This is a genomic window from Neorhizobium tomejilense, from assembly GCF_964254135.1.
Classification (GTDB): Bacteria; Pseudomonadota; Alphaproteobacteria; order Rhizobiales; family Rhizobiaceae; genus Neorhizobium; species Neorhizobium tomejilense.
The window spans coordinates 1,503,527-1,521,709 of record NZ_CAXUSO020000002.1 but is presented as its reverse complement, the minus strand read 5'-3'; the positions used below and the strand labels follow the sequence as shown (position 1 = coordinate 1,521,709).

At 60.5% G+C, this 18,183-nt stretch carries 18 protein-coding genes and 1 pseudogene; 18 read left to right on the top strand and 1 reads right to left on the bottom strand.

Annotated features, from left to right (window positions below; translation table 11 throughout):
- Positions 1 to 41 precede the first annotated feature (41 nt).
- The 7 genes from ACSQ3G_RS29940 (at position 42) to ACSQ3G_RS29910 (ending at position 6,319) form a co-directional block, all read left to right on the top strand.
- Positions 42 to 782 (top strand): molybdopterin cofactor-binding domain-containing protein, encoded by a 741-nt coding sequence (locus tag ACSQ3G_RS29940; protein WP_436112895.1) that lies wholly within the window; start codon positions 42 to 44, stop codon positions 780 to 782.
- Positions 783 to 823: 41 nt separating this feature from the next.
- A complete protein-coding gene (locus ACSQ3G_RS29935; RefSeq protein WP_436112894.1) occupies positions 824 to 1,015 on the top strand; it encodes an enoyl-CoA hydratase-related protein in 192 nt (63 codons plus the stop codon).
- 86 nt (positions 1,016 to 1,101) lie between these two features.
- Complete coding sequence (locus ACSQ3G_RS29930; RefSeq protein WP_436112893.1) at positions 1,102 to 1,329, top strand: enoyl-CoA hydratase/isomerase family protein; 228 nt, start codon at positions 1,102 to 1,104, stop codon at positions 1,327 to 1,329.
- Between the two features lie 4 nt (positions 1,330 to 1,333).
- Positions 1,334 to 2,833: a 3-hydroxyacyl-CoA dehydrogenase family protein gene (locus ACSQ3G_RS29925; protein WP_436112892.1), complete on the top strand. Its 1,500-nt coding sequence runs from the start codon at positions 1,334 to 1,336 to the stop codon at positions 2,831 to 2,833.
- Positions 2,834 to 3,125: 292 nt separating this feature from the next.
- A complete protein-coding gene (locus ACSQ3G_RS29920; RefSeq protein ID WP_436112891.1) occupies positions 3,126 to 3,977 on the top strand; it encodes an alpha/beta fold hydrolase in 852 nt (283 codons plus the stop codon).
- 360 nt (positions 3,978 to 4,337) lie between these two features.
- The gene (locus tag ACSQ3G_RS29915) at positions 4,338 to 5,513 is read left to right on the top strand and encodes a serine hydrolase domain-containing protein (protein ID WP_436112890.1); all 1,176 of its coding nucleotides are present in this window, start codon (positions 4,338 to 4,340) and stop codon (positions 5,511 to 5,513) included.
- Between the two features lie 329 nt (positions 5,514 to 5,842).
- Positions 5,843 to 6,319 carry a nuclear transport factor 2 family protein gene (locus ACSQ3G_RS29910; protein ID WP_436112889.1) on the top strand — a complete coding sequence of 159 codons (477 nt, stop codon included), beginning with the start codon at positions 5,843 to 5,845 and terminating at the stop codon, positions 6,317 to 6,319.
- Positions 6,320 to 7,050: 731 nt separating this feature from the next.
- On the opposite strand, the pseudogene ACSQ3G_RS29905 reads toward ACSQ3G_RS29910, so the two are convergent.
- Positions 7,051 to 7,336: pseudogene (locus ACSQ3G_RS29905) on the bottom strand (transposase); the annotation flags it as partial.
- Positions 7,337 to 7,564: 228 nt separating this feature from the next.
- Between ACSQ3G_RS29905 and ACSQ3G_RS29900 the strand changes: the two are divergent.
- The 11 genes from ACSQ3G_RS29900 (at position 7,565) to ACSQ3G_RS29850 (ending at position 18,068) form a co-directional block, all read left to right on the top strand.
- A complete protein-coding gene (locus ACSQ3G_RS29900; protein ID WP_436112888.1) occupies positions 7,565 to 8,398 on the top strand; it encodes an alpha/beta fold hydrolase in 834 nt (277 codons plus the stop codon).
- Positions 8,395 to 9,066 carry a glutathione S-transferase family protein gene (locus ACSQ3G_RS29895; RefSeq protein WP_436112887.1) on the top strand — a complete coding sequence of 224 codons (672 nt, stop codon included), beginning with the start codon at positions 8,395 to 8,397 and terminating at the stop codon, positions 9,064 to 9,066. The genes ACSQ3G_RS29900 and ACSQ3G_RS29895 overlap by 4 nt, the downstream gene beginning before the upstream one ends.
- Positions 9,067 to 9,068: 2 nt before the next feature.
- Positions 9,069 to 10,262, top strand: coding sequence for a CaiB/BaiF CoA transferase family protein (locus tag ACSQ3G_RS29890; RefSeq protein ID WP_436112886.1), 1,194 nt, complete (start codon positions 9,069 to 9,071; stop codon positions 10,260 to 10,262).
- Positions 10,263 to 10,264: 2 nt separating this feature from the next.
- Positions 10,265 to 10,876 (top strand): carboxymuconolactone decarboxylase family protein, encoded by a 612-nt coding sequence (locus tag ACSQ3G_RS29885; protein WP_436112885.1) that lies wholly within the window; start codon positions 10,265 to 10,267, stop codon positions 10,874 to 10,876.
- A gap of 113 nt (positions 10,877 to 10,989) precedes the next feature.
- Positions 10,990 to 12,009 carry an ABC transporter substrate-binding protein gene (locus tag ACSQ3G_RS29880; RefSeq protein WP_436112884.1) on the top strand — a complete coding sequence of 340 codons (1,020 nt, stop codon included), beginning with the start codon at positions 10,990 to 10,992 and terminating at the stop codon, positions 12,007 to 12,009.
- Between the two features lie 103 nt (positions 12,010 to 12,112).
- The gene (locus tag ACSQ3G_RS29875; RefSeq protein ID WP_436112883.1) at positions 12,113 to 13,852 is read left to right on the top strand and encodes an ABC transporter permease; all 1,740 of its coding nucleotides are present in this window, start codon (positions 12,113 to 12,115) and stop codon (positions 13,850 to 13,852) included.
- Positions 13,853 to 13,878: 26 nt separating this feature from the next.
- Positions 13,879 to 14,991 (top strand): ABC transporter ATP-binding protein, encoded by a 1,113-nt coding sequence (locus tag ACSQ3G_RS29870; RefSeq protein WP_436112882.1) that lies wholly within the window; start codon positions 13,879 to 13,881, stop codon positions 14,989 to 14,991.
- A gap of 1 nt (position 14,992) precedes the next feature.
- The gene (locus ACSQ3G_RS29865) at positions 14,993 to 15,640 is read left to right on the top strand and encodes a flavin reductase family protein (protein ID WP_436112881.1); all 648 of its coding nucleotides are present in this window, start codon (positions 14,993 to 14,995) and stop codon (positions 15,638 to 15,640) included.
- Positions 15,630 to 16,496: a fumarate hydratase gene (locus ACSQ3G_RS29860; protein WP_436112880.1), complete on the top strand. Its 867-nt coding sequence runs from the start codon at positions 15,630 to 15,632 to the stop codon at positions 16,494 to 16,496. Before ACSQ3G_RS29865 ends, ACSQ3G_RS29860 begins: the two co-directional genes overlap by 11 nt.
- A complete protein-coding gene (locus ACSQ3G_RS29855) occupies positions 16,493 to 17,122 on the top strand; it encodes a fumarate hydratase C-terminal domain-containing protein (protein WP_436112879.1) in 630 nt (209 codons plus the stop codon). The genes ACSQ3G_RS29860 and ACSQ3G_RS29855 overlap by 4 nt, the downstream gene beginning before the upstream one ends.
- Before the next feature lie 25 nt (positions 17,123 to 17,147).
- Entirely contained in the window at positions 17,148 to 18,068 is a 921-nt protein-coding gene (locus ACSQ3G_RS29850; protein ID WP_436113235.1) for an NAD(P)-dependent oxidoreductase, read from the top strand.
- Positions 18,069 to 18,183 lie beyond the last annotated feature (115 nt).

The following is an 18,183-nucleotide window of genomic DNA, read 5'->3' as shown; positions in this document are numbered from 1 at the left end:
TCTCCGGATCGTCGATTTTTGCCCGGATCTTCCCACCCGCAATGAAGAACGGCGTGGATCCCGATGGCGTGGAAGGGGCAGCCCATCCACCGTACAAGCTTCCCGCGATTCAAATTGAATTCAACCAGGTTGAGCCACCTGGTGTTCTCACGAGTTGGTGGCGCGGTGTTGGCCCCTCGCATAACGTGTTCATGGTCGAAAGTTTCGTGGATGAGCTTGCCGCTGCAGCGAAAATCGATCCCGTCGAGTACCGCAAACGGCTATTGACGGAAAATCCGCGTGCGCTGAAGGTCTTGGAGCTGGCTGCAGAAAAGGCCGGATGGGGTAGGCCATTATCAGCCAGGCAGGGCAGGGGTGTCGCTGTGCAGTTCGCATTCGGCTCCTATCTCGCGATCATTGCTGAAGCAACTGTCGCGCCGAACGGTGCCGTCAAGGTGACACGGATCGTCACAGCTGTGGACTGCGGACTAACGGTAAATCCCGACACGATTGCGGCCCAGATGGAAGGCGGCGCGCTCTACGGACTCACTGCCGCACTGTATGGCGCGATTACCTTCAAGGATGGCCGCGTCGAACAAAGCAATTTCGACAATTATCTGCCGCTCCGCATCGACGAGGCACCCCACGTTGAAACGTATAACGTCCCGAGCGCGGAGCCGCCAGGAGGTATAGGTGAAGCGGCAACCTCGGCGGCGTTTCCAGCCGTCACCAATGCGATCTTCCTAGCAACAGGGAAGCGTGTCCGGACATTGCCGATCAACTCCGAAGACCTAAAGGCCTAAGAGGTCTATCTAGCGTGATCAGTTGGAGAAAAGTTGAGGAGTTGGCGATTGTTACCATCGACAACCCTCCTGTGAATGCTGGTTCTCACGCCGTGCGCAAGGGGCTGGTCGCGGCGATCGCCGCTATCGCGTTGGATACGGCGCTTAAGGGCGTGGTGCTGATCGGGGCAGGTAAAACCTTTGTGTCCGGATCGGACATAAAGGAGTTCGGCGAACCGCTCTCCGAGCCGTAGCTCCCGGCTGTAATTGAGGCGATCGAAAATCTCGAGATCCCCGTTGCGGCCGCCATCCACGGGGCGGCCCTAGGCGCGGTTTTAAATTGGCGCTCGGCTGCGATGTTCGCGTCGCTGACCGTAACGCGGTCCTTGGGTTGCCGGAAGTCGGCCTTGGGCTGGTTCCCGGCGCTGGTGGCACCCAGCGCTTGCCGCGGCTGACAGGCGTTCCGGTCGCCTTGGAGCTTGCTGTCTCCGCACGGCGCGTAAAAGCCGAGGAGGCGCTGTCATTCGGCATTTATCGACGCCATCAGCGAAGGCGACCTGCTCGATGATACGATGGCGGTGCTTCGTCGCTGTTCCGGCAAACGCCGCGTCGCTGAGATGCCGGTACCGGATTTCGATGGCGGCGAGGCGCGCGTGGTGCGCGACAACATCGTCGCCCGTGCGCGACGCAGACCAGCGGCCGTCAAGGCAGCGGAGCTAGTCCTGTGTGCCGCGGAAAAACCCTTCCGGCAGACCTTGGCGGAAGAGCGGGCTGCTTTCCAGGACATCCGTATGTCGCCTGAAGCCTTCGCGCTTCGCCATGTCTTCTTTGCCGAGCGGGATGCGAGCCGCTCGGAAAGCACCGGTGCCGTTGCGTTGCCGATTGGCTGCGTGGGCGTCGTCGGTGGCGGAACCATGGGCGCCGCGATTGCGCACGCGCTTCTTTCGAGCGGCTATCAAGTGATCCTCCTTGAGCGGAGCGGGGACGCACTCACGACCGGCGTGGGGCGGGTCGCGGGACTGCGCAGCGACGATCTCAGGCGCGGGCGCATTGACGACGCCGCGGCCGCCCGCCAAGCCGCCGCACTGACGGCGTCGGTAAACCTGTCCGATGCTGCTGGCGCGGATTTGGTCATCGAAGCCGTATTCGAGGATATCGCGGTTAAACGGGAGCTGCTCGGCCATCTCGGCGCTATCATCGCTCCCGAAGCGATCGTTGCGACGAACACGTCCTATCTCGACATCGATGAGATGGCCGAGGCTCTTCCCATTCCTGAACGCTTCCTGGGGCTGCATTTCTTCGCTCCCGCCCACGTCATGAAGCTGCTCGAAGTGGTCAGAGGCACTCGATCTGACGCGCAAACGCTGGCAACGGCGCTCGCGTTGGCGAAAAGGCTCGGCAAGCAGGTCGTGATCGCTCGCAACGCCAACGGCTTCATCGGGAACCGCGTTTACAACGCCTATCGGCGTCATGCCGAGTTCCTGATCCAGGACGGGGCTTCGCCGCAGGCAGTCGATCTCGTCATGACGGATTTCGGCATGGCGATGGGCCCTTTCGCGGTGGCCGACCTGTCTGGGCTCGACATTGCGTGGCGCATGCGCAAGGCGCGGGCAACTTCGTACGACCAGTCAGTGCGATATGTCGACGTCCTGGACCGGTTGTGCGAGGCGAGCCGCTTCGCTCGCAAGACGGGAGCAGGTTATTATGATTACGCGAGCGGCCACGCTAAAGCGGACACCGCGCTTGAGGCCTATCTCGAAGCGTCGCGAAAGTCGGCGGGAATACGTCCCCGCCTCATCACCGACGACGAAATCCGCGCACGGTGCATTGGGGCGATGGTGAACGAAGGTGCCCGGCTGCTAGCCGAAGACGTCGCGCGCCGGGCGTCGGATATCCATGTCGCGCTGATCCATGGCTACGGCTTTCCGCGCTGGACCGGCGGTCCGGTCTGGTGGGCGGCGCATCTGGCGGATCAGGACCTGAAGAGGATGATCGCAGAGGTAGCCAACGCGGAAGGTCCCGGCTTCCTGCGGGGTGACGTGAATGCCCTCTTTGCCGGTCTGCGGCTTTGAACCGACCGTTGGATCAAGGCAGGCCGAAGGGCATCGAGTTCGTCGAGTTCCGTGTCTCCGCATACCTGGATGTTCCAACCCATGAGTCCATTGAGAGCCAGGTGCTGAACCCATCAATATTGGCGATGCCGGTGACAAATTCACCACACGAGTTTGCTGCAGTCCGCTGCAACGGATCGACACGGCCTACAGGCTGCGCGGATCAGTCAAAATGCTAGACTATCAGCTTTAGCTTGAAAAAGCTAATAGGTCAGCTTAATGTCCTTTCACCACTAAAGAAGGAGGAACTGACATGACGAACCGGGGAAAAGGTCTCCTCATCGCACTCGTCCTTGCGGCCGTTTCGGCGGCGAGTGCCGCGCATGCGGAGGAGGCGGTCATCAAATCCGTGACGAACGGCAAAGCCACCATCAGCTATCGCACGCAAGGAGACGGGCCGCTTATCCTGTTTATTCCCTCGCAGGGCCGGGGGACTGAAGAGTTCGGCGCGCTTGCGGAGCGATTGGCTGCCCGTGGCTATCGCGGGCTATGGGTGGATCCGCGGGGCATCGGCGCAAGCAAGGGGCCAATGGAGGCGGTGTCTTTCCATGACTTCGCCGATGATTATGCAGCCGTCATTCGCAAGGAGGGTGGACAGGCAATCGTGGCGGGCCATGCGTACGGCAACTGGATCGCCCGCACCATCGCATCCGACCATCCAGATCTGACGCGCGGTGTGGTGCTGGTGGCAGCCGGGGCGAGGAAATGGCCGAAGGAACTTAGCGATGCAATCGTCATGATCAATGACCCAGCCTCCACCCGTGAACAACGCCTAGGAGGCTTGCGACTCGCTTTCTTCGCGGAAGGCAATGATCCGACACCTTGGCTTGAGGGGTGGCATGCCGACGTCACCCAAGGCCAGAGGGCGGCGATGAAGCTGACGAACCAGGCAGACTGGTGGGCAGGCGGAACGGCTCCGATGCTCGACCTTGAAGGGGGCTCCGACCCCTTCCGGCCTGCATCGTCGCGGCAGGAGCTGAAGGACGAGTTGGGCGAGCGCGTAACCGTCAAGGTGGTCGAGGGGGCAAGCCACGCGTTACCCGCCGAGAAACCGGCCGAGGTCGCCGACGCGATCGCCGACTGGGCTGATCAGTTGAAGAACTGATTGCTAACGGACGCGGCGGTTCCCAGGGGGCGGCCGCCGCGACTGAGGGGCTGCATATCACTTAATCTCGATCGCCCGACGATGGACATTGGTGGGCCGGGTAAGGATGAGCGGCATGTGCTGCAATTCGGCTGTCGTTCCGATGGTCATTGTCTGCTCCGCAACGACAAAGATGCCGCGCCGGTGTGTTCATACTGTGCCTGGGTTGCTGACCGCACGCCGCCGCACGTGGGGCCTATCGCGCGCAAAATTTGACTTGCAATTCTGCGGGTGCAACGTAATGTGCTAATAAGCTAATCTATAGACTTTTATGTCTGGAATTTTCTGCAACGCATTGGACAATCGCTGGGAGGAAATGAAATGACAACCGGGTTCTCTCTATCCAGATTCGCAATTCTCGGTGTGGCAATTGCACTGTCGGCGGGCTCGATTACGGCCTTGGCGGAGCCGCTCGATCCTGCGCTTGTGGAGGCGAGACGTAACAAGACCAGCGACACGTTCAACTTGCTGACCTACCGTCACCTTGACGAACTTTTCGACACGCGTTCCGTCGAACCGGGACCGAATAAATGGGCCTTGCCATCGTCCACACTGAAGCTGCCGGACGACACGCCGGTCCAAATCGAGGGAAAAGAGACGACATTGCTTGCGGCGCTGCAGGATTTGCGCATCAACGGCATTGTTGTGATGCGAGACGGGAAGATCGTGCGGGAAGTACACCGCAACGGCGGCAGTGAAAGCAGCCGCTACATTGGATTCTCGATGTCGAAGTCCTGGACTTCCATGCTGTTCGGCATTGTGCAGGAACAGGGGAAGATCCATGTCGACGATCCGGTGGTCAAATATTTGCCGGATCTCAAAGGAACCGCCTACGATAAGGTGACACTGCGTAACCTTCTAACAATGCGGACGGGCACGTCCTGGGTGGAAGACTATTCTCCCGGAAGCTTCCTTGATGGCGTTCGTGATGCGTCCACCAACACAGAAAAGTCGTACTACGAAGATGTCGCGCGCGAACTAAAGCCGGTCGCCAATCCAGGGGCGAAGTTCAACTACTCGACGCTCGAGACGGAGCTCGCCGGAAAGGTCATAGTGGCCGCGACAGGAAAGAGCATTGCGCAGCTTATGACCGAGGCGATCTGGCAGCCGGCGGGCATGGAGGCGCCGGGATATTGGATCATGCAAGGGCCACGCGGACGCCAGCATGAATGGTATGGTGCGGGATTTGCAGCAACGCTACGCGACTTTGCGCGGTTGGGCCAGATTATGCTTGACGACGGCAAGGCCAACGGCAAGCAGATCGTACCGCCCGCTTGGGTGAATGAATCGACCAGTACCAGCTTTCCGGAAAAGAACTATTTCTATTTCTGGTGGGCGGTTCCCGGACTAGACGGCTTCGCCGCTCAGGGCGTAGGCGGCCAAAGTGTCTATGTCGATCGTCAAACACGCACCGTTATGGTTATTGCCGGCTACAACAGTCCTCCCAAGCGGGTTGATCTCTTCAAATCGGTCGTGAAAGCCTTGAATGGGAACTGAGCGGAGGCTTGGCCGGCGGTCAGAGCCGTGCCAGTCGATCATTGGTTCCGACTGTTTGAGATCGATCAGATTTTCCGCGAGCAGAAGTCGACACCTTCGTGATCGACCGGTGCTTCTTCGGACGCTTTGCAATGGCATACGTGTTCGGTGGATCGTACGCACCGGCAAATTCCAGCTCAGCAAGGACGGGCCAGCTCCTGCGCGGCGAGTTCGCTCCTGCAACTCGTTAGAGAACTACGCCGTGGCCATGGCAGACGAGATCGAAGACCCAAAGCACATCCGCCAGCCCTTCACCGTTGGCTACTGACGTCAAACCAAAAGGAGAACTCATGTTCGATCCAATCAAACTGCTTGCCGCTGCAACCGTTGCGGTGACCCTCGCTGCGGCTGCCCCAGCTCTGGCCCAAACGGCTTCACGCGATCTCACGGCTGAGGAAGCGAACCGCGAGTTGGTTATCCATTTCTACAACCAGGTCTTCAATGAGCATGACGTGGCAGGCGCAAGCGAAATCGTGGCCGATGACTACATTCAGCACAACCCGAGGGTGGCGACCGGCAAGGCGGGGTTTGTGAAGTTCGCTACCGGCCTTCTGGCAGCAACCCCCCACGCCAGCGGCCGCATCATACGCAGTGCGGCCCAAGGCGATCTCGTCTGGCTGCATGTTCATGCAGGGGGCAAAGAGGACGGCACCGGAGGTCTGGCCATCATGGACATCTTCCGTGTGAAAGACGGACACATTGCCGAGCATTGGGACGTCTCGCAGCCTGTTCCCGCCGAAGCAGCCAACCAAAACACTATGTTTTGATCCCAAACCAAAAAGAAGGAACAACCACGATGATCGACAGCCGAGCGGGCCTCGATCATTAGTGCCGGCTGTTTGAGATTGATCAGGTGATCGACCAGTGGTTCTCCGGACGCCTTGCAACGGCATGCGTGTTCGGGGGATCTCATTGGCGCGGATCGCGAGCCCCAACCCACGCACGCAGTACGAGAGCCGCGCCAGGCTGAGCCGGCTTTGCGCATATTTTGATCATCGCCAGGCGCGGCGAGCATCTGGTCGGCGGATACGCGAAGGTTCTCGATCTCGGCATGTCCGCACGAGGACTATTGCCGGAGCGTGAGCGCCTTTTGCTCGCCATCGCCGCCGTCACGCCCGATATCGGCGAAGGTGGGGCGCCCCATCCAAGACATGCCGCTAGCGGGTGGTGGATGCGAAAAAAGTGGTGGGCCGTCCGCTTTCCACAAAGGAAGCTGCTTCCCACGTGCAACGTCATAAACTTCCTGTTGCACCGGCGTCAGCACGGACCGGTTTTCGAGGCCTTCGGTGCCAAGATATTTAGCGAGGCTGCCGAAACGGTAAAAGGGATGCTTCCCGACCGGCCAATTCGGTCGAGCCCGGGCGTACGCTGTTGACGATGTCAGGCTGCGATGCGGCAGCGCCTCTGCCGCCGGTTATAGCGGATTCGAGATGACCGAGAGTATCCATGCCTCGCTCCGGGCGGAGAATGCCGACGTCGATGCACATATGGCAACGCTTACGCGCAAGGGAAGTTTCGTGGCGTGCAGGGGCGAGTGCGTTCTCACCGTGAACTGGAACCGGCAATCACCGCCGGAGCATTGATAGAGACCCGGCCGCGCGCGGCGCTTGCCCATATCGCGGCCAGCAGATCGAGCGTTTATAACCACAGGCGGGGCAGACCCTGCCATCCCGCCATACCATGCCTTCCGGCAAATGGCGGCAATGCTCCTCGTCCCGGAACGCGGCGACCATGGCTTCAACTGTCCGAATATTGGAAAGTATTGCCAGCACCATTTCAGACATAGTTGTCTCCCTCGGGCTGACCGAAGAGTCGCACGAAAGACGCTGTATTACAAAAACTTCGCTGTCTTTGGTTCATAAAGACCTCGTACGATTTCGCACCGCTCTTGTTCGGGACCCTGGATGCAAGGCCTGTGCGGCAGGGTCCTGCACAAACAGCTTGCTTTCGAAAAGTCATAAGACTAGCTTATTGTGAACGGTGACAAGATTGAAAAGTTTACAGGAATGACGATGGCGGACGATTCTACCGATGGGAGAAAAAAGTGGGACAGCGCCGCACTTCAACAGGTGGAATTGAGCGATGGCCAGGAGCTTACCGTCCGCCTGACGGTCGCTGATCGCTCCGCTCCTTGGGTTGTGTTCTCGAACTCGCTTGCCACAGATCTTTCGATCTGGGATGCGCAGGTCGTCGCCTTGGAAGGTCGTTTTAACGTACTTCGCTACGATCAGCGTGGCCACGGTGGCTCCGCAATTCCAACCCGGCCTGTTGATTTCCGCGTGCTTGGCGGCGATGTCGTTGAACTACTCGACTGCATTGGCATCGATCGCGCCGCCTATGTCGGGCTGTCGATCGGGGTTCCGACGGGACTTGCCGCAGTCGCGCAGGCGCCGGCCCGCTTTACAGGCCTCATGCTGGTTGACGGCCAGGCCAAGACGGCGTCGGGCGGTCGCGAGCAATGGCAGGAGCGGATCGCCGTAATGCGCAGGGGCGGGATCGCTGCGTTTGCCAAGGGTACCGCCGCTCGCTGGCTGGCGAACCCGCAGTCGCCCGTCGTCGACCGGCTGGAAGCGATGATCGCCGCCACCCCGATGGAGGGCTTCATCGCCTGCGCGCAAGCCCTGTCCGACTTCGATGTCAGCGCCGGTCTCGGGTCTATAGCCTGTCCGGTACTGCTGGTGGCGGGCGAAAGGGACGGCAACCTGCCGGAGACCATGCGCAACCTGTCCGGGATGATCCCGAACGGCCGTTTCGAATCTGTTCCGGACGCAGGTCATGTGCCCTGCTTCGAACGGCCGGACGCCTTCAACGCCGTTATGAGCAGTTTTCTTAGGGGCCTTTCATGATGAAGTTGCATTGGTCACCCCGTTCGCCCTTCGTGCGAAAGGTGATGATCGTTCTGAACGAGACGGGCCTGGTCGATCAGGTCGTGCGGGTTCGCTCGGCCGTGGCGATGGCCGCGGAGCCCAATCCCTCGGTCCTTGCGGACAATCCACTTGGCAAGATCCCCGTCCTGGTGACGGAGAACGGCGAGGCGCTGTTCGACAGTCGGGTCATCTGCGCCTATCTGACGGAACGGGCAGGGATGCTGGTGCCGGAGGATGCGCCGGTTCGGCTCCGCCAGTTGCGCTGGGAAGCGCTCGGTGACGGGCTGATCGATATCCTGCTGCTCTGGCGCATCGAGCGCGTGCGTGGAGACAGGGCCGACCCGGTCATCTGCGACGCCTTCGAGACGAAGGTGCGCGCCACGATGGCGCGCCTGGAAACGGAAGCGGCAGAGCTTTCGGCAACGACCCTCGGGCTCGGCCAGGTGGCAGTCTTCTGCGCGCTTGGCCAGCTTGAGTTCCGTTGGCCGGGGACTGGCTGGAAGCAAGCGTTCCCAAGGCTGGCCGCCTGGTTCGAGATGTTGGAGGCGTGCCCGTCTTTCGCTTCGACCGCCGTTGTTGACGATGGGCCGGCATCCGTTCCAGAGGTCGCCGCGCAGCAGGCCGTTTTCACGTTTGGAAAGGCTTGACGATGGCAGGTCCGCTTTCGAATATCCGCGTTCTGGATCTCAGCCGTATCATGGCCGGCCCATGGGCGGGACAGATCCTCGCCGACCTTGGTGCGGAGGTCATCAAGGTCGAACGGAAGGGTGAGGGTGACGATACGCGTCGCTGGGGCCCGCCTTATCTGGCCGATGCCAATGGCAATCCGACCGCCGAATCCGGCTACTATCTTTCGGTCAATCGGGGCAAGCGTTCCGTCGAACTCGACCTTGCCTCGCCGGAAGGCCAGAATGTTGTTCGCGAACTCGCGAAGCGCTCGGACATCGTGCTCGAGAATTTCAAGGTCGGGACGCTGGATCGTTACGGACTTGGCGAGGCTCAACTGCGGGAGATTAATCCTCGGCTGATCTACTGCTCGATCACCGGCTTCGGCCAGGATGGTCCAATGGCTGAAGATGCCGCTTACGATTTCATGATCCAGGGCATGGGCGGGCTGATGAGCGTCACCGGCGCGCCCGACGGCGAGGAGGGCGGCGGCCCACAGAAGGTCGGCATTCCGATTATCGACATCATGACTGGGATGTATGCCGCGATATCTGTGCTGGCAGCGCTCTCGGAGCGCAACACCAGCGGCAAGGGCGATTATATCGATCTGGCCATGCTCGATGTCGCGACCGCTATGCTGGCCAACCAGGCGATGAATTATCTGGTTTCAGGCAAGGCTCCGCAACGGCGCGGTAACAAGCACCCGAACATCCAGCCCCAAGACGTGTTCGCGGTCCGCGACGGTCACATGGTGCTTGCGGTCGGCAATGACGAACAGTTCGCCCGCTTTGCCGATGCACTCGACATGCCGGAACTGGCGCGCGATCCCCGCTATGCAAAGAATGTCGACCGTGTTCGCAATCTCGATGTCCTGCATCCGCTGATCGCCGAGCGCCTGCTCAGCCGTGACCTTGCCGACTGGCTTGCCCTCCTCGGCGCAAGAAAGATTCCCTGCGGGCCAATCAATACCGTCCCCATGGTTTTCGAGGAACCGCAGGTGAAGCATCGCCAGATGCTGCGCTCGCTGCCGCATCCGCTCGTCGGCGAAGTTGCCCAGGTGGTCTCCCCTTTGCGCTTCAAACGGTCCGGGCTCGTTTTCAACAAGGCGCCGCCCTTGCTTGGTGCGGATACGGAGGCCGTTCTCGCAGAACTTGGAATTTTTCAGAAGGAGATATGAGTATGGGAAGAATAAGCTTTCCGACCCCGGACGTAATGTCCGAGGATCAGCTTGCCGTTTTCAACGATATCGTTTCAGGGCCTCGTGGCGCGCTTGTCGGGCCCTTACGTGCGGCACTTCACAATCCGGTCCTGGCCGACCGTTGGCAGAGGTTGGGACAGGTGCTTCGCTATGAAACGAGCATCCCGTTTGCGCTGACGGAAATTGCCATTCTCGTGACTGCACGTCACTGGAGCAGTCTGGCTGAGTTCGCCATCCATGCGAACGAGGCGCGAAGGGCGGGGGTGGAGGAGACCGTGATCGAAGATCTCCGCTGTGGACGCCGCCCAGATCTCGCCAATCATGCAGATGCCGCGGCAGTTTACGAATACGTGCGGCTGCTGTTAGCCGAGGGCGATGTTCCCGACGCGGCTTATGCGGCGGTGCAGGCACGCTGGGGAGAAGTCGGTGTCGTAGAACTGACGGCGGTAGCGGGATACTATTCGATGGTGGCGATGACGCTGAACGCGCATCGCGTACCGTTGCCGGACGGCATGACCGACGAACTGCCGCATTCGGAGGCCGGCGTGTTCACCCTGCCGCCTCTGGGAGACCACAGCGGTCAGGCTGCATGAGGGTGTCTCAGCTTGTATAAATCATAAACATGGTTTATAGCTTTTATAACTGTGCGACTGGAGGAGCCATCGCACACGCTTGAGGAGGAAAGAGTATGCCCAGCAGAAGAACAATGCTGTTTACGGGTCTTGCCGGTGCCCTGTTGTGGAGCAGTGTGGCCAATGCCGCGAGTAACCAACTCATCGAGGCCGCCAAGAAGGAAGGCAAGGTCGTCTGGTATACAACGATGATCGTTGATCAGGCCGTTCGGCCCATCGCCGCCGCCTTCGAGGCCAGGTACCCAGGCATCAAGGTCGAGTATTCGCGCGGCAACAGTGGTGACGTGGCGCTCAAGGTGATCAACGAAGGGCAGGCCGGCAATCGTGTCGGCGACGTGTTCGATGGTACCGGCAGTTATTCTTCGATCAAGGCAGCCGGAATGGTCGCCCCTTACATACCGGATTCCGCCGCCAGCCTTCCGGCAGAGGCCAAGGATCCCGAAGGCTATTGGCATGCCGAGAACTTCTACTATCTGACGGCAGCCTATAACACGGATCTGGTTTCCAAAGAAGAAGCGCCAAAAACCTTCGAGGATCTGCTCGACCCGAAGTGGAAAGGCCAGATGGCATGGGCGGTCACGCCCGAGCCGACCGGCGCCGCGGGTTTCGTCGGCACGATGCTGATGACGATGGGCGAAGAAAAGGGGATGGAATATCTCAAGAAGCTCGCCACCCAGAAAATAACCAACATCACCTCCAGCCAGCGCACGGTGCTCGACCGCACGATTCTGGGGGAATCCCCCATCGCGCTGATGATCTTCAACCATCACGTTCCCATCAGCCAGGAAAAAGGCGCTCCGGTGGAGTGGATCCGTATGGAGCCCCTGATCGCAAGCGCCAGCGTGATCGGACTGGTGAAGGACGCGCCGCATCCGAATGCCGCCAAACTGTTCATCGACTTCATGGAATCGGCTGAGGGCCAGCAGGCGGTCGCCGATGCCGGCTATCTGCCCGCCAATCCCAATGCCAAGGTCAGCCACCCCGAGCTGCTTCCGACCGGTCCGCAGCCCTTCAAGATCAATTTTATTACGCCGGATACCATTGATAAAAATCTGAAGAAGTGGATCGATGTCGTGAACAAGACCTTCATGTGATCGCAGCTTGCGGCGGGCAAGCTTCCGCACGCACCCAGTACATTGCACCGGCTCCTGTTCCTCAGCGAACCGGACCGGCGTTTTACATGCCGGAGCCCGATGGATGGCTATGACCCACCAGACAAGCGTACATTCCACCCCTTCGAAAACGATCTCGACCCGGCGCACGACCCGCAATCCGACCTTATGGCTGAGTATCGTCATCGGGGCCGTTCTGGCTATCCTCGTCGTGCCTCCGGTCGTCATCCTGATCGCGCGTTCGCTCTCCGTTACCAGTCCGGATGCGAGCTTCGGCGGCTTTACGATCGTTCATTTCACAAGGTTCCTGACCGCGTCCGGGGTCTTCACCAGTGTCTATAATTCGGTCGTCTTTGCTGCATTTTCGACCGTCGTGGCGCTGGTGTTCGGTGGAGTGCAGGCCTGGCTTGTCGAGCGCACCAATATGCGCTTCAAGCCGCTTGCCTATCTCACCACGATCATTTCCCTTGGAACGCCCTATATCCTCTATGTCGGAGCATGGCTGTTTCTGCTGGGCCGTGCGGGACCGCTGAACGATCTTTATCGGACCCTTACGGGCCAGCGGGACGTGCTGCTCGACGTCTATTCCATGACCGGGATGATCCTGATCGAGGGATTTCTCTGGTCGCCGCTGGTTTTCCTGCTGCTGTCGGCGACCTTCCGCGTTGCCAATGCCGATTTGGAAGAGGCTGCCCGGATGAGCGGTGCCAACATCTTCCAGACGATCTGGACTGTCTCGATCAAGATGTCGATGCCGGCCATACTCGCGCTTGCCCTGTTCGTATTCATCCGTGCCATCGAGGCTTTCGAAGTGCCGGCCATGGTGGGCATACCGGGCGGCATCAACGTGCTGACCACCGACGTCTACAAGTCGATCAAGGAAACAATCCCGCCGGACCTTGGATATGCCAGCGCTTATTCGGTCATCCTTCTCATCGTGGTCGGCATCCTTCTGTATTTCTACGGCAAGCTCGCCAAGAATGCCGGCAAGTACAGCTCAATCACCGGCAAGAGCTTTCGCCCGCGGCCGTTCAATCTGGGACCCTATCGCTGGGTCGCAGAGGCGTTAGTCATTTTCAATTTCGTCCTGCTTCTTCTACTACCCTTGTTGGCGCTGTTATGGCTTGCGTTACAGCCCTTCATGCGAGCGATCCGGATCTCCGCCTTGCCGGTCATGTCGCTCAAGAACTTCCAGACGGTACTCGCTTCGGAACATTACCGCGAGCTGGCGCTCAACACGGTTTTTGTCGGCGCGATCGCTGCAACTGTCGCCGTGGTCCTGACCTTCTTCGTCGGCTGGTTGAGCGCCAGACGCAAGCCCGGCGGTGTCCTGCTCGATCAGCTGGCGACGGCGCCGTTGATCTTTCCCGGCATCGTCATGGGGGTCGCATTTATGATGATTTTCCTGTCGATGCCATTGCCGCTCTACGGCACGCTGTGGGCGCTGGCCCTGACCTATACCGTCCGTTACCTGCCATACGGGCTTCGCTACAGTTATGCAGGCGTTCTCCAGATACACCAGGAGCTTGAGGAGGCCGCCGGCGTGGCCGGTGCCGGACCGATCACCATGCTGCGCAAGGTCATGGCGCCGCTGCTGTCGCCGGCACTGATCTCCGCCTGGCTGTTCATCTTCCTGATCGCGACCAAGGAGCTTGCGGTCGCGGCGCTGCTGGCCGGTCCGAACAGCCAGGTCGTGGCGGTCAGCATGTACGACCTCTGGGTCAACGGCCAAGGAGGAGAACTTGCGGCCTTCGGCCTCATATGGGCAGCCGTGATGACCTGCCTTTCTTTCGTTTTCTATATCGTCGCCAAAGATAAGGCGTAGCTGCACCCGACCGGGAGGAGAACCCCATGTTGAAGCTCGAAAACATCAGCAAAGTTTACCCCGCAGGCCGCAACGAATATGCCGGGGGCATTCGGAATGCGGACTTCGACCTCGAGCCGGGCACATTCTTCACTATGCTCGGCCCGTCGGGTTGCGGCAAGACGACGACCTTGCGCTGCATCGCGGGCCTGGAAGAACCCGACCAAGGGCGTATCCTGCTTGATGGTCGTCCGATATTCGACGGAAAGGCTGATATTTCCGTGCCGATGCACAGGCGCGATATCGGCATGGTCTTCCAGTCCTATGCGATCTGGCCGCATATGACCGTGTTCGAAAACGTTGCCTTTCCGCTCAAGGTCTCGAAGACACACCGCTACAGCCGCGCCGAGATCGACAAGGCCGTCAACGCGGCGCTCGAGGTCGTCGGCCTCGGCGGCTACGGCGCCCGCTCGGCCACACAGCTTTCCGGCGGCCAGCAGCAGCGCATCGCGCTTGCCCGCGCAATCGTTCACCGGCCAAAGCTGCTGCTGCTCGACGAGCCGCTCTCCAATCTCGACGCAACCTTGCGCGAAGGCATGCGCATTGAGTTGAAACGGCTGCAATCGGAACTGGGGATCACGGCCGTCTATGTGACGCATGACCAGAGCGAGGCGCTCGCCATGTCCGATGTCATAGCAGTCATCGACAAGGGCAAAGTCCAGCAGTTCGGCACACCGCAGGACATCTATTGCCGACCCGCCAACGAGTTCGTCGCCGGGTTTATCGGACATACCAATATCCTGCGCGGAAAAAGCCTCGGCGGCGCCGCCGAGGCGGTCACGGTGGAAGTCGGCGGGGGCGTCAACATCCGCTGTTGCGCAGACAAGGACCAGAGCGGAGGCGATACGGTGTCGGTGTCGGTCAGACCGGAGAATATCTCGCTTGCGAGTGCGCGCGAAACCGCTGCGAACGAAAACACCAACAACCTGACCGGCCGGGTTGGCTCGGTGAGCTTCCTAGGAAACGTCCTTCATTACGTGGTCGAGGTCGGGGGGCAGATAATGCAGGTGGAGAGCAATCCCGATCGGCGATTTGAGCCCGGGAGCGAAGTCGTGCTCAGTTTCGCTCCGCGTCACGGTCGTGTTCTGCCGGTAACCTGACATGTTCTATGACCCCCGCAGCGACGATCCGCGGCAATTCGGTTTTGCCCACAATCCTTGGAACGCGCTCGTGTCCCCCCGGCCGATCGCCTGGATTTCCAGTCGTTCGGCCGCAGGAATAGCCAATCTCGCGCCGTATTCCTTTTTCAACGCGGTCTCCGGTGCGCCGCCCTTCGTGATGTTCTCCTCGGCCGGACGGAAGGATACTCAGCGCAATATCGAGGAGACCGGCGAGTTCGTCGTCAACATGGCGACGGAGGCGCTGGTTTCGGAACTGAACGACAGCTGTTTCAGCTTTGGGCCGGATGTGGACGAGTTTGAGCGGATCGGCCTGACGGCCGAGCCAGCGAAAAATCTCATCCATGCCCCGCGGGTGGCGGAGTCGCCGGTATCGCTCGAATGCCGGCTGTCGGAGATCGTCGAACTGAAGACCGCCGAAGGCGGCGACGTGCGATCGATGGTGATCTTTGGAGAGGTCGTCGGCATCCATGTCGACGATGCTGTTGTTCGCGAGGGCAGGGTGGATCTCTCGCTGATCCGGCCGTTGTCGCGCCTCGGCTACATGGATTATGCGGGCCTGGGGCCGATTTTCGAACTGATGCGTCCCCTCACGGAGCCGTTGGAAAGGACTGCCAGCAATGTCGGATGATGCCCTGATCCAGAAGCTCGGCGGTGAACTCCTGGATCGTGCCGTTCGCCGTGTGCCAGACGACACGATACGGACGATCCGGGGAGCGATGGAGCGAGAAAAGGTGGAAGTGGCGCGCAAGACGTTGGCAATGCAGTTGCGGAGCGCCGAACTCGCCGCCGAACGTAATACCTATGTCTGTTCCGATAACGGCATCCCGGTCTATTTCGTCAAGCTGGGGACCGAGAGCCCGATCCGCGCCGATTTCAAGGCGTCGTTGAAGGCGGGCTACGAGGCGCTGGTAGCGACGGTCGATCCGCCTTTCCTGCCGCATGTCACCAATCCGCTGACGCGGGAGCGATCGCTCACCGGCAAGGGCATGCCGATCGTCACATTCGACCAGGTGAGCGGCGCAGACTGGGTCGAGATCATCTGTTCGCCCAAGGCGCTCGGCTCGGGCCGCTGGGCGGCGCTCGAACTGTTCACCTTTCCGTCCATCGAGGAAATCGAGGCCTATGTGCTGGACGTGGCGATCAAGGCGGGCGGCCAGCATTGCCCTCCCGTCGCGATCGGCGTCGGTATCGGCGGCACATTTGACTATGCAGCTAAGATGGCCAAGGAGGCGACGCTGCGACCGCTCGGCCAGCCGCATCCCGAGCCGGAAGTGGCCGCGCTCGAAGGCCGACTGACGAGGGCCATTAATGCGCTCGGTTACGGGCCGATGGGAACAGGCGGCGACACGACCACGCTCGGCGTCCATGTCGAATGGTGTTCCGGCCACGGGTTCACGCCGGTCGCGGTCGCCTTCAACTGCTGGATCAACCGCCGGTCGCGGGTGCGCATCCATCCCGGCGGCCTGGTGGAGTGGGTCGAATGAGCCGCGATTACGAACTGACCCTTCCTGTCCGGCCTGAGGACCTTTTCCATCTTCGTGTCGGTGACCGCGTCTACCTGACCGGAGAGATCGTTTCGAGCGCCGGGCTGCCCACCTATCAGCGGCTTGAACGCGAAGCCCGGGAGGGGATCGAGCCACCTGTCGTCCTGCAGGACGGATGCATCTTCCATCTCGGCGCTTCGCTCGAAGAGAAGGAGGGCGGCTGGCATCTGCATTATCTCAACCCGACCACCAGCACGCGCTTCGATCCGCTGATGCCGCAACTGATCCGCGCCCATAAGCTGTTACTAACGGGTGGCAAAGGCGGCCTAGCTCCCGAAAGTGCTGCGGCGCTCGCTGAAACCGGAGGGATCTATGTGTCCTTCCAGGGCGGCGGGGCGCCGATCCTCACGGATGCGGTGGAGGAGGTCCTCGGGGTCGCATGGCCGGAACTCGTGTCCCATTACCGCATCGTCCGGCTCAAGGTGAAAAGGCTCGGACCCCTGACAGTCGGCATCGATTCTCAAGGCAATAGCCTCTACCAGCAAATCGACGAGGTAGCGCGTGCGCGCCGTGAGGAAATTCTCGCGGCGATGTCGCGCGAACGCTCCGAAAACCGAGCGCCGTAAGCGGCAGCGCGCAAGAGTCGATAAGATGAGCCACTCCTTGACCATTGGCGTCTATGATCAGGTCCAGCCGGCGGTAAGGGACCTGCTGCATACGCTTGGAAATGTTGTTCCTATGCCGGGGCTGGAAGAGCAGTCCGCAGAGGTCCTTCAGCAGCTCCGCCTGCTGGTGACCAGCGCGATGCGCGGCGTGGATCAGGCGGATCTCGACCGCCTGCCGGCACTGAAAACGATCATCAGCTGCGGCGCCGGGCGGGACAGATATGATTTCGATATTTTGGCAGCGCGAGGCATCAAGCTCAGGGACACCGCCGAGGTTGTCATTTCCGACGCGGCCGAGATGGGGGTGGCGCTAACACTGGCGCTTGCACGCAACCTCATGGCTGCGGATCGTTTCGTCCGTTCCGGAGACTGGTCCGGGAGGCGTTTCACGCCAACCCCGCGGCTTGCCGGCAGCCGCGTCGGGATTGTCGGCTTGGGGCGGATCGGTTCGCTGGTGGCCGCGAGGCTGGAAGCTCTCGGCTGCAAGATCGCGTACAGCGCGCGCCACCCACGTCCGGCGAGGATCTGGGAATTCCAGCCGGACGTGGTGAGGCTTGCCGAATGGTCGGATTTCTTGGTGCTCACATGCCCGGGCGGGCCGGAGACCCGCCATCTGGTAGGCTCGCCGGTTCTCTCCGCTTTGGGACCACGAGGCTACCTTGTGAATATCTCACGGGGCTCCGTTGTCGATGAGGAAGCACTTATCGGAACGCTCTCACGGGGGGAGATAGCGGGAGCCGCGCTCGATGTTTTCGAAAATGAGCCAAATCCGGATCGGAGGTTCATGACGCTTGCAAATGTCCTTTTGACGCCGCACTCGGCCGCCGTCACCGAGCGCTACGTCGCCGATCTTGTCCAGGCGGTGGAACGTCTTGTGGTTGAGGAGTCCATCGCGCAAATATTCTGAGGGGCATTCAGGCGAAAGAGGCTTTTCGACAAAAAATCAAAACTCTATATGATGAGCTTGAACTTCACCCGGAACGGAAACGCCGGACGTCACCGACCTTGATCGGTATGAGGAA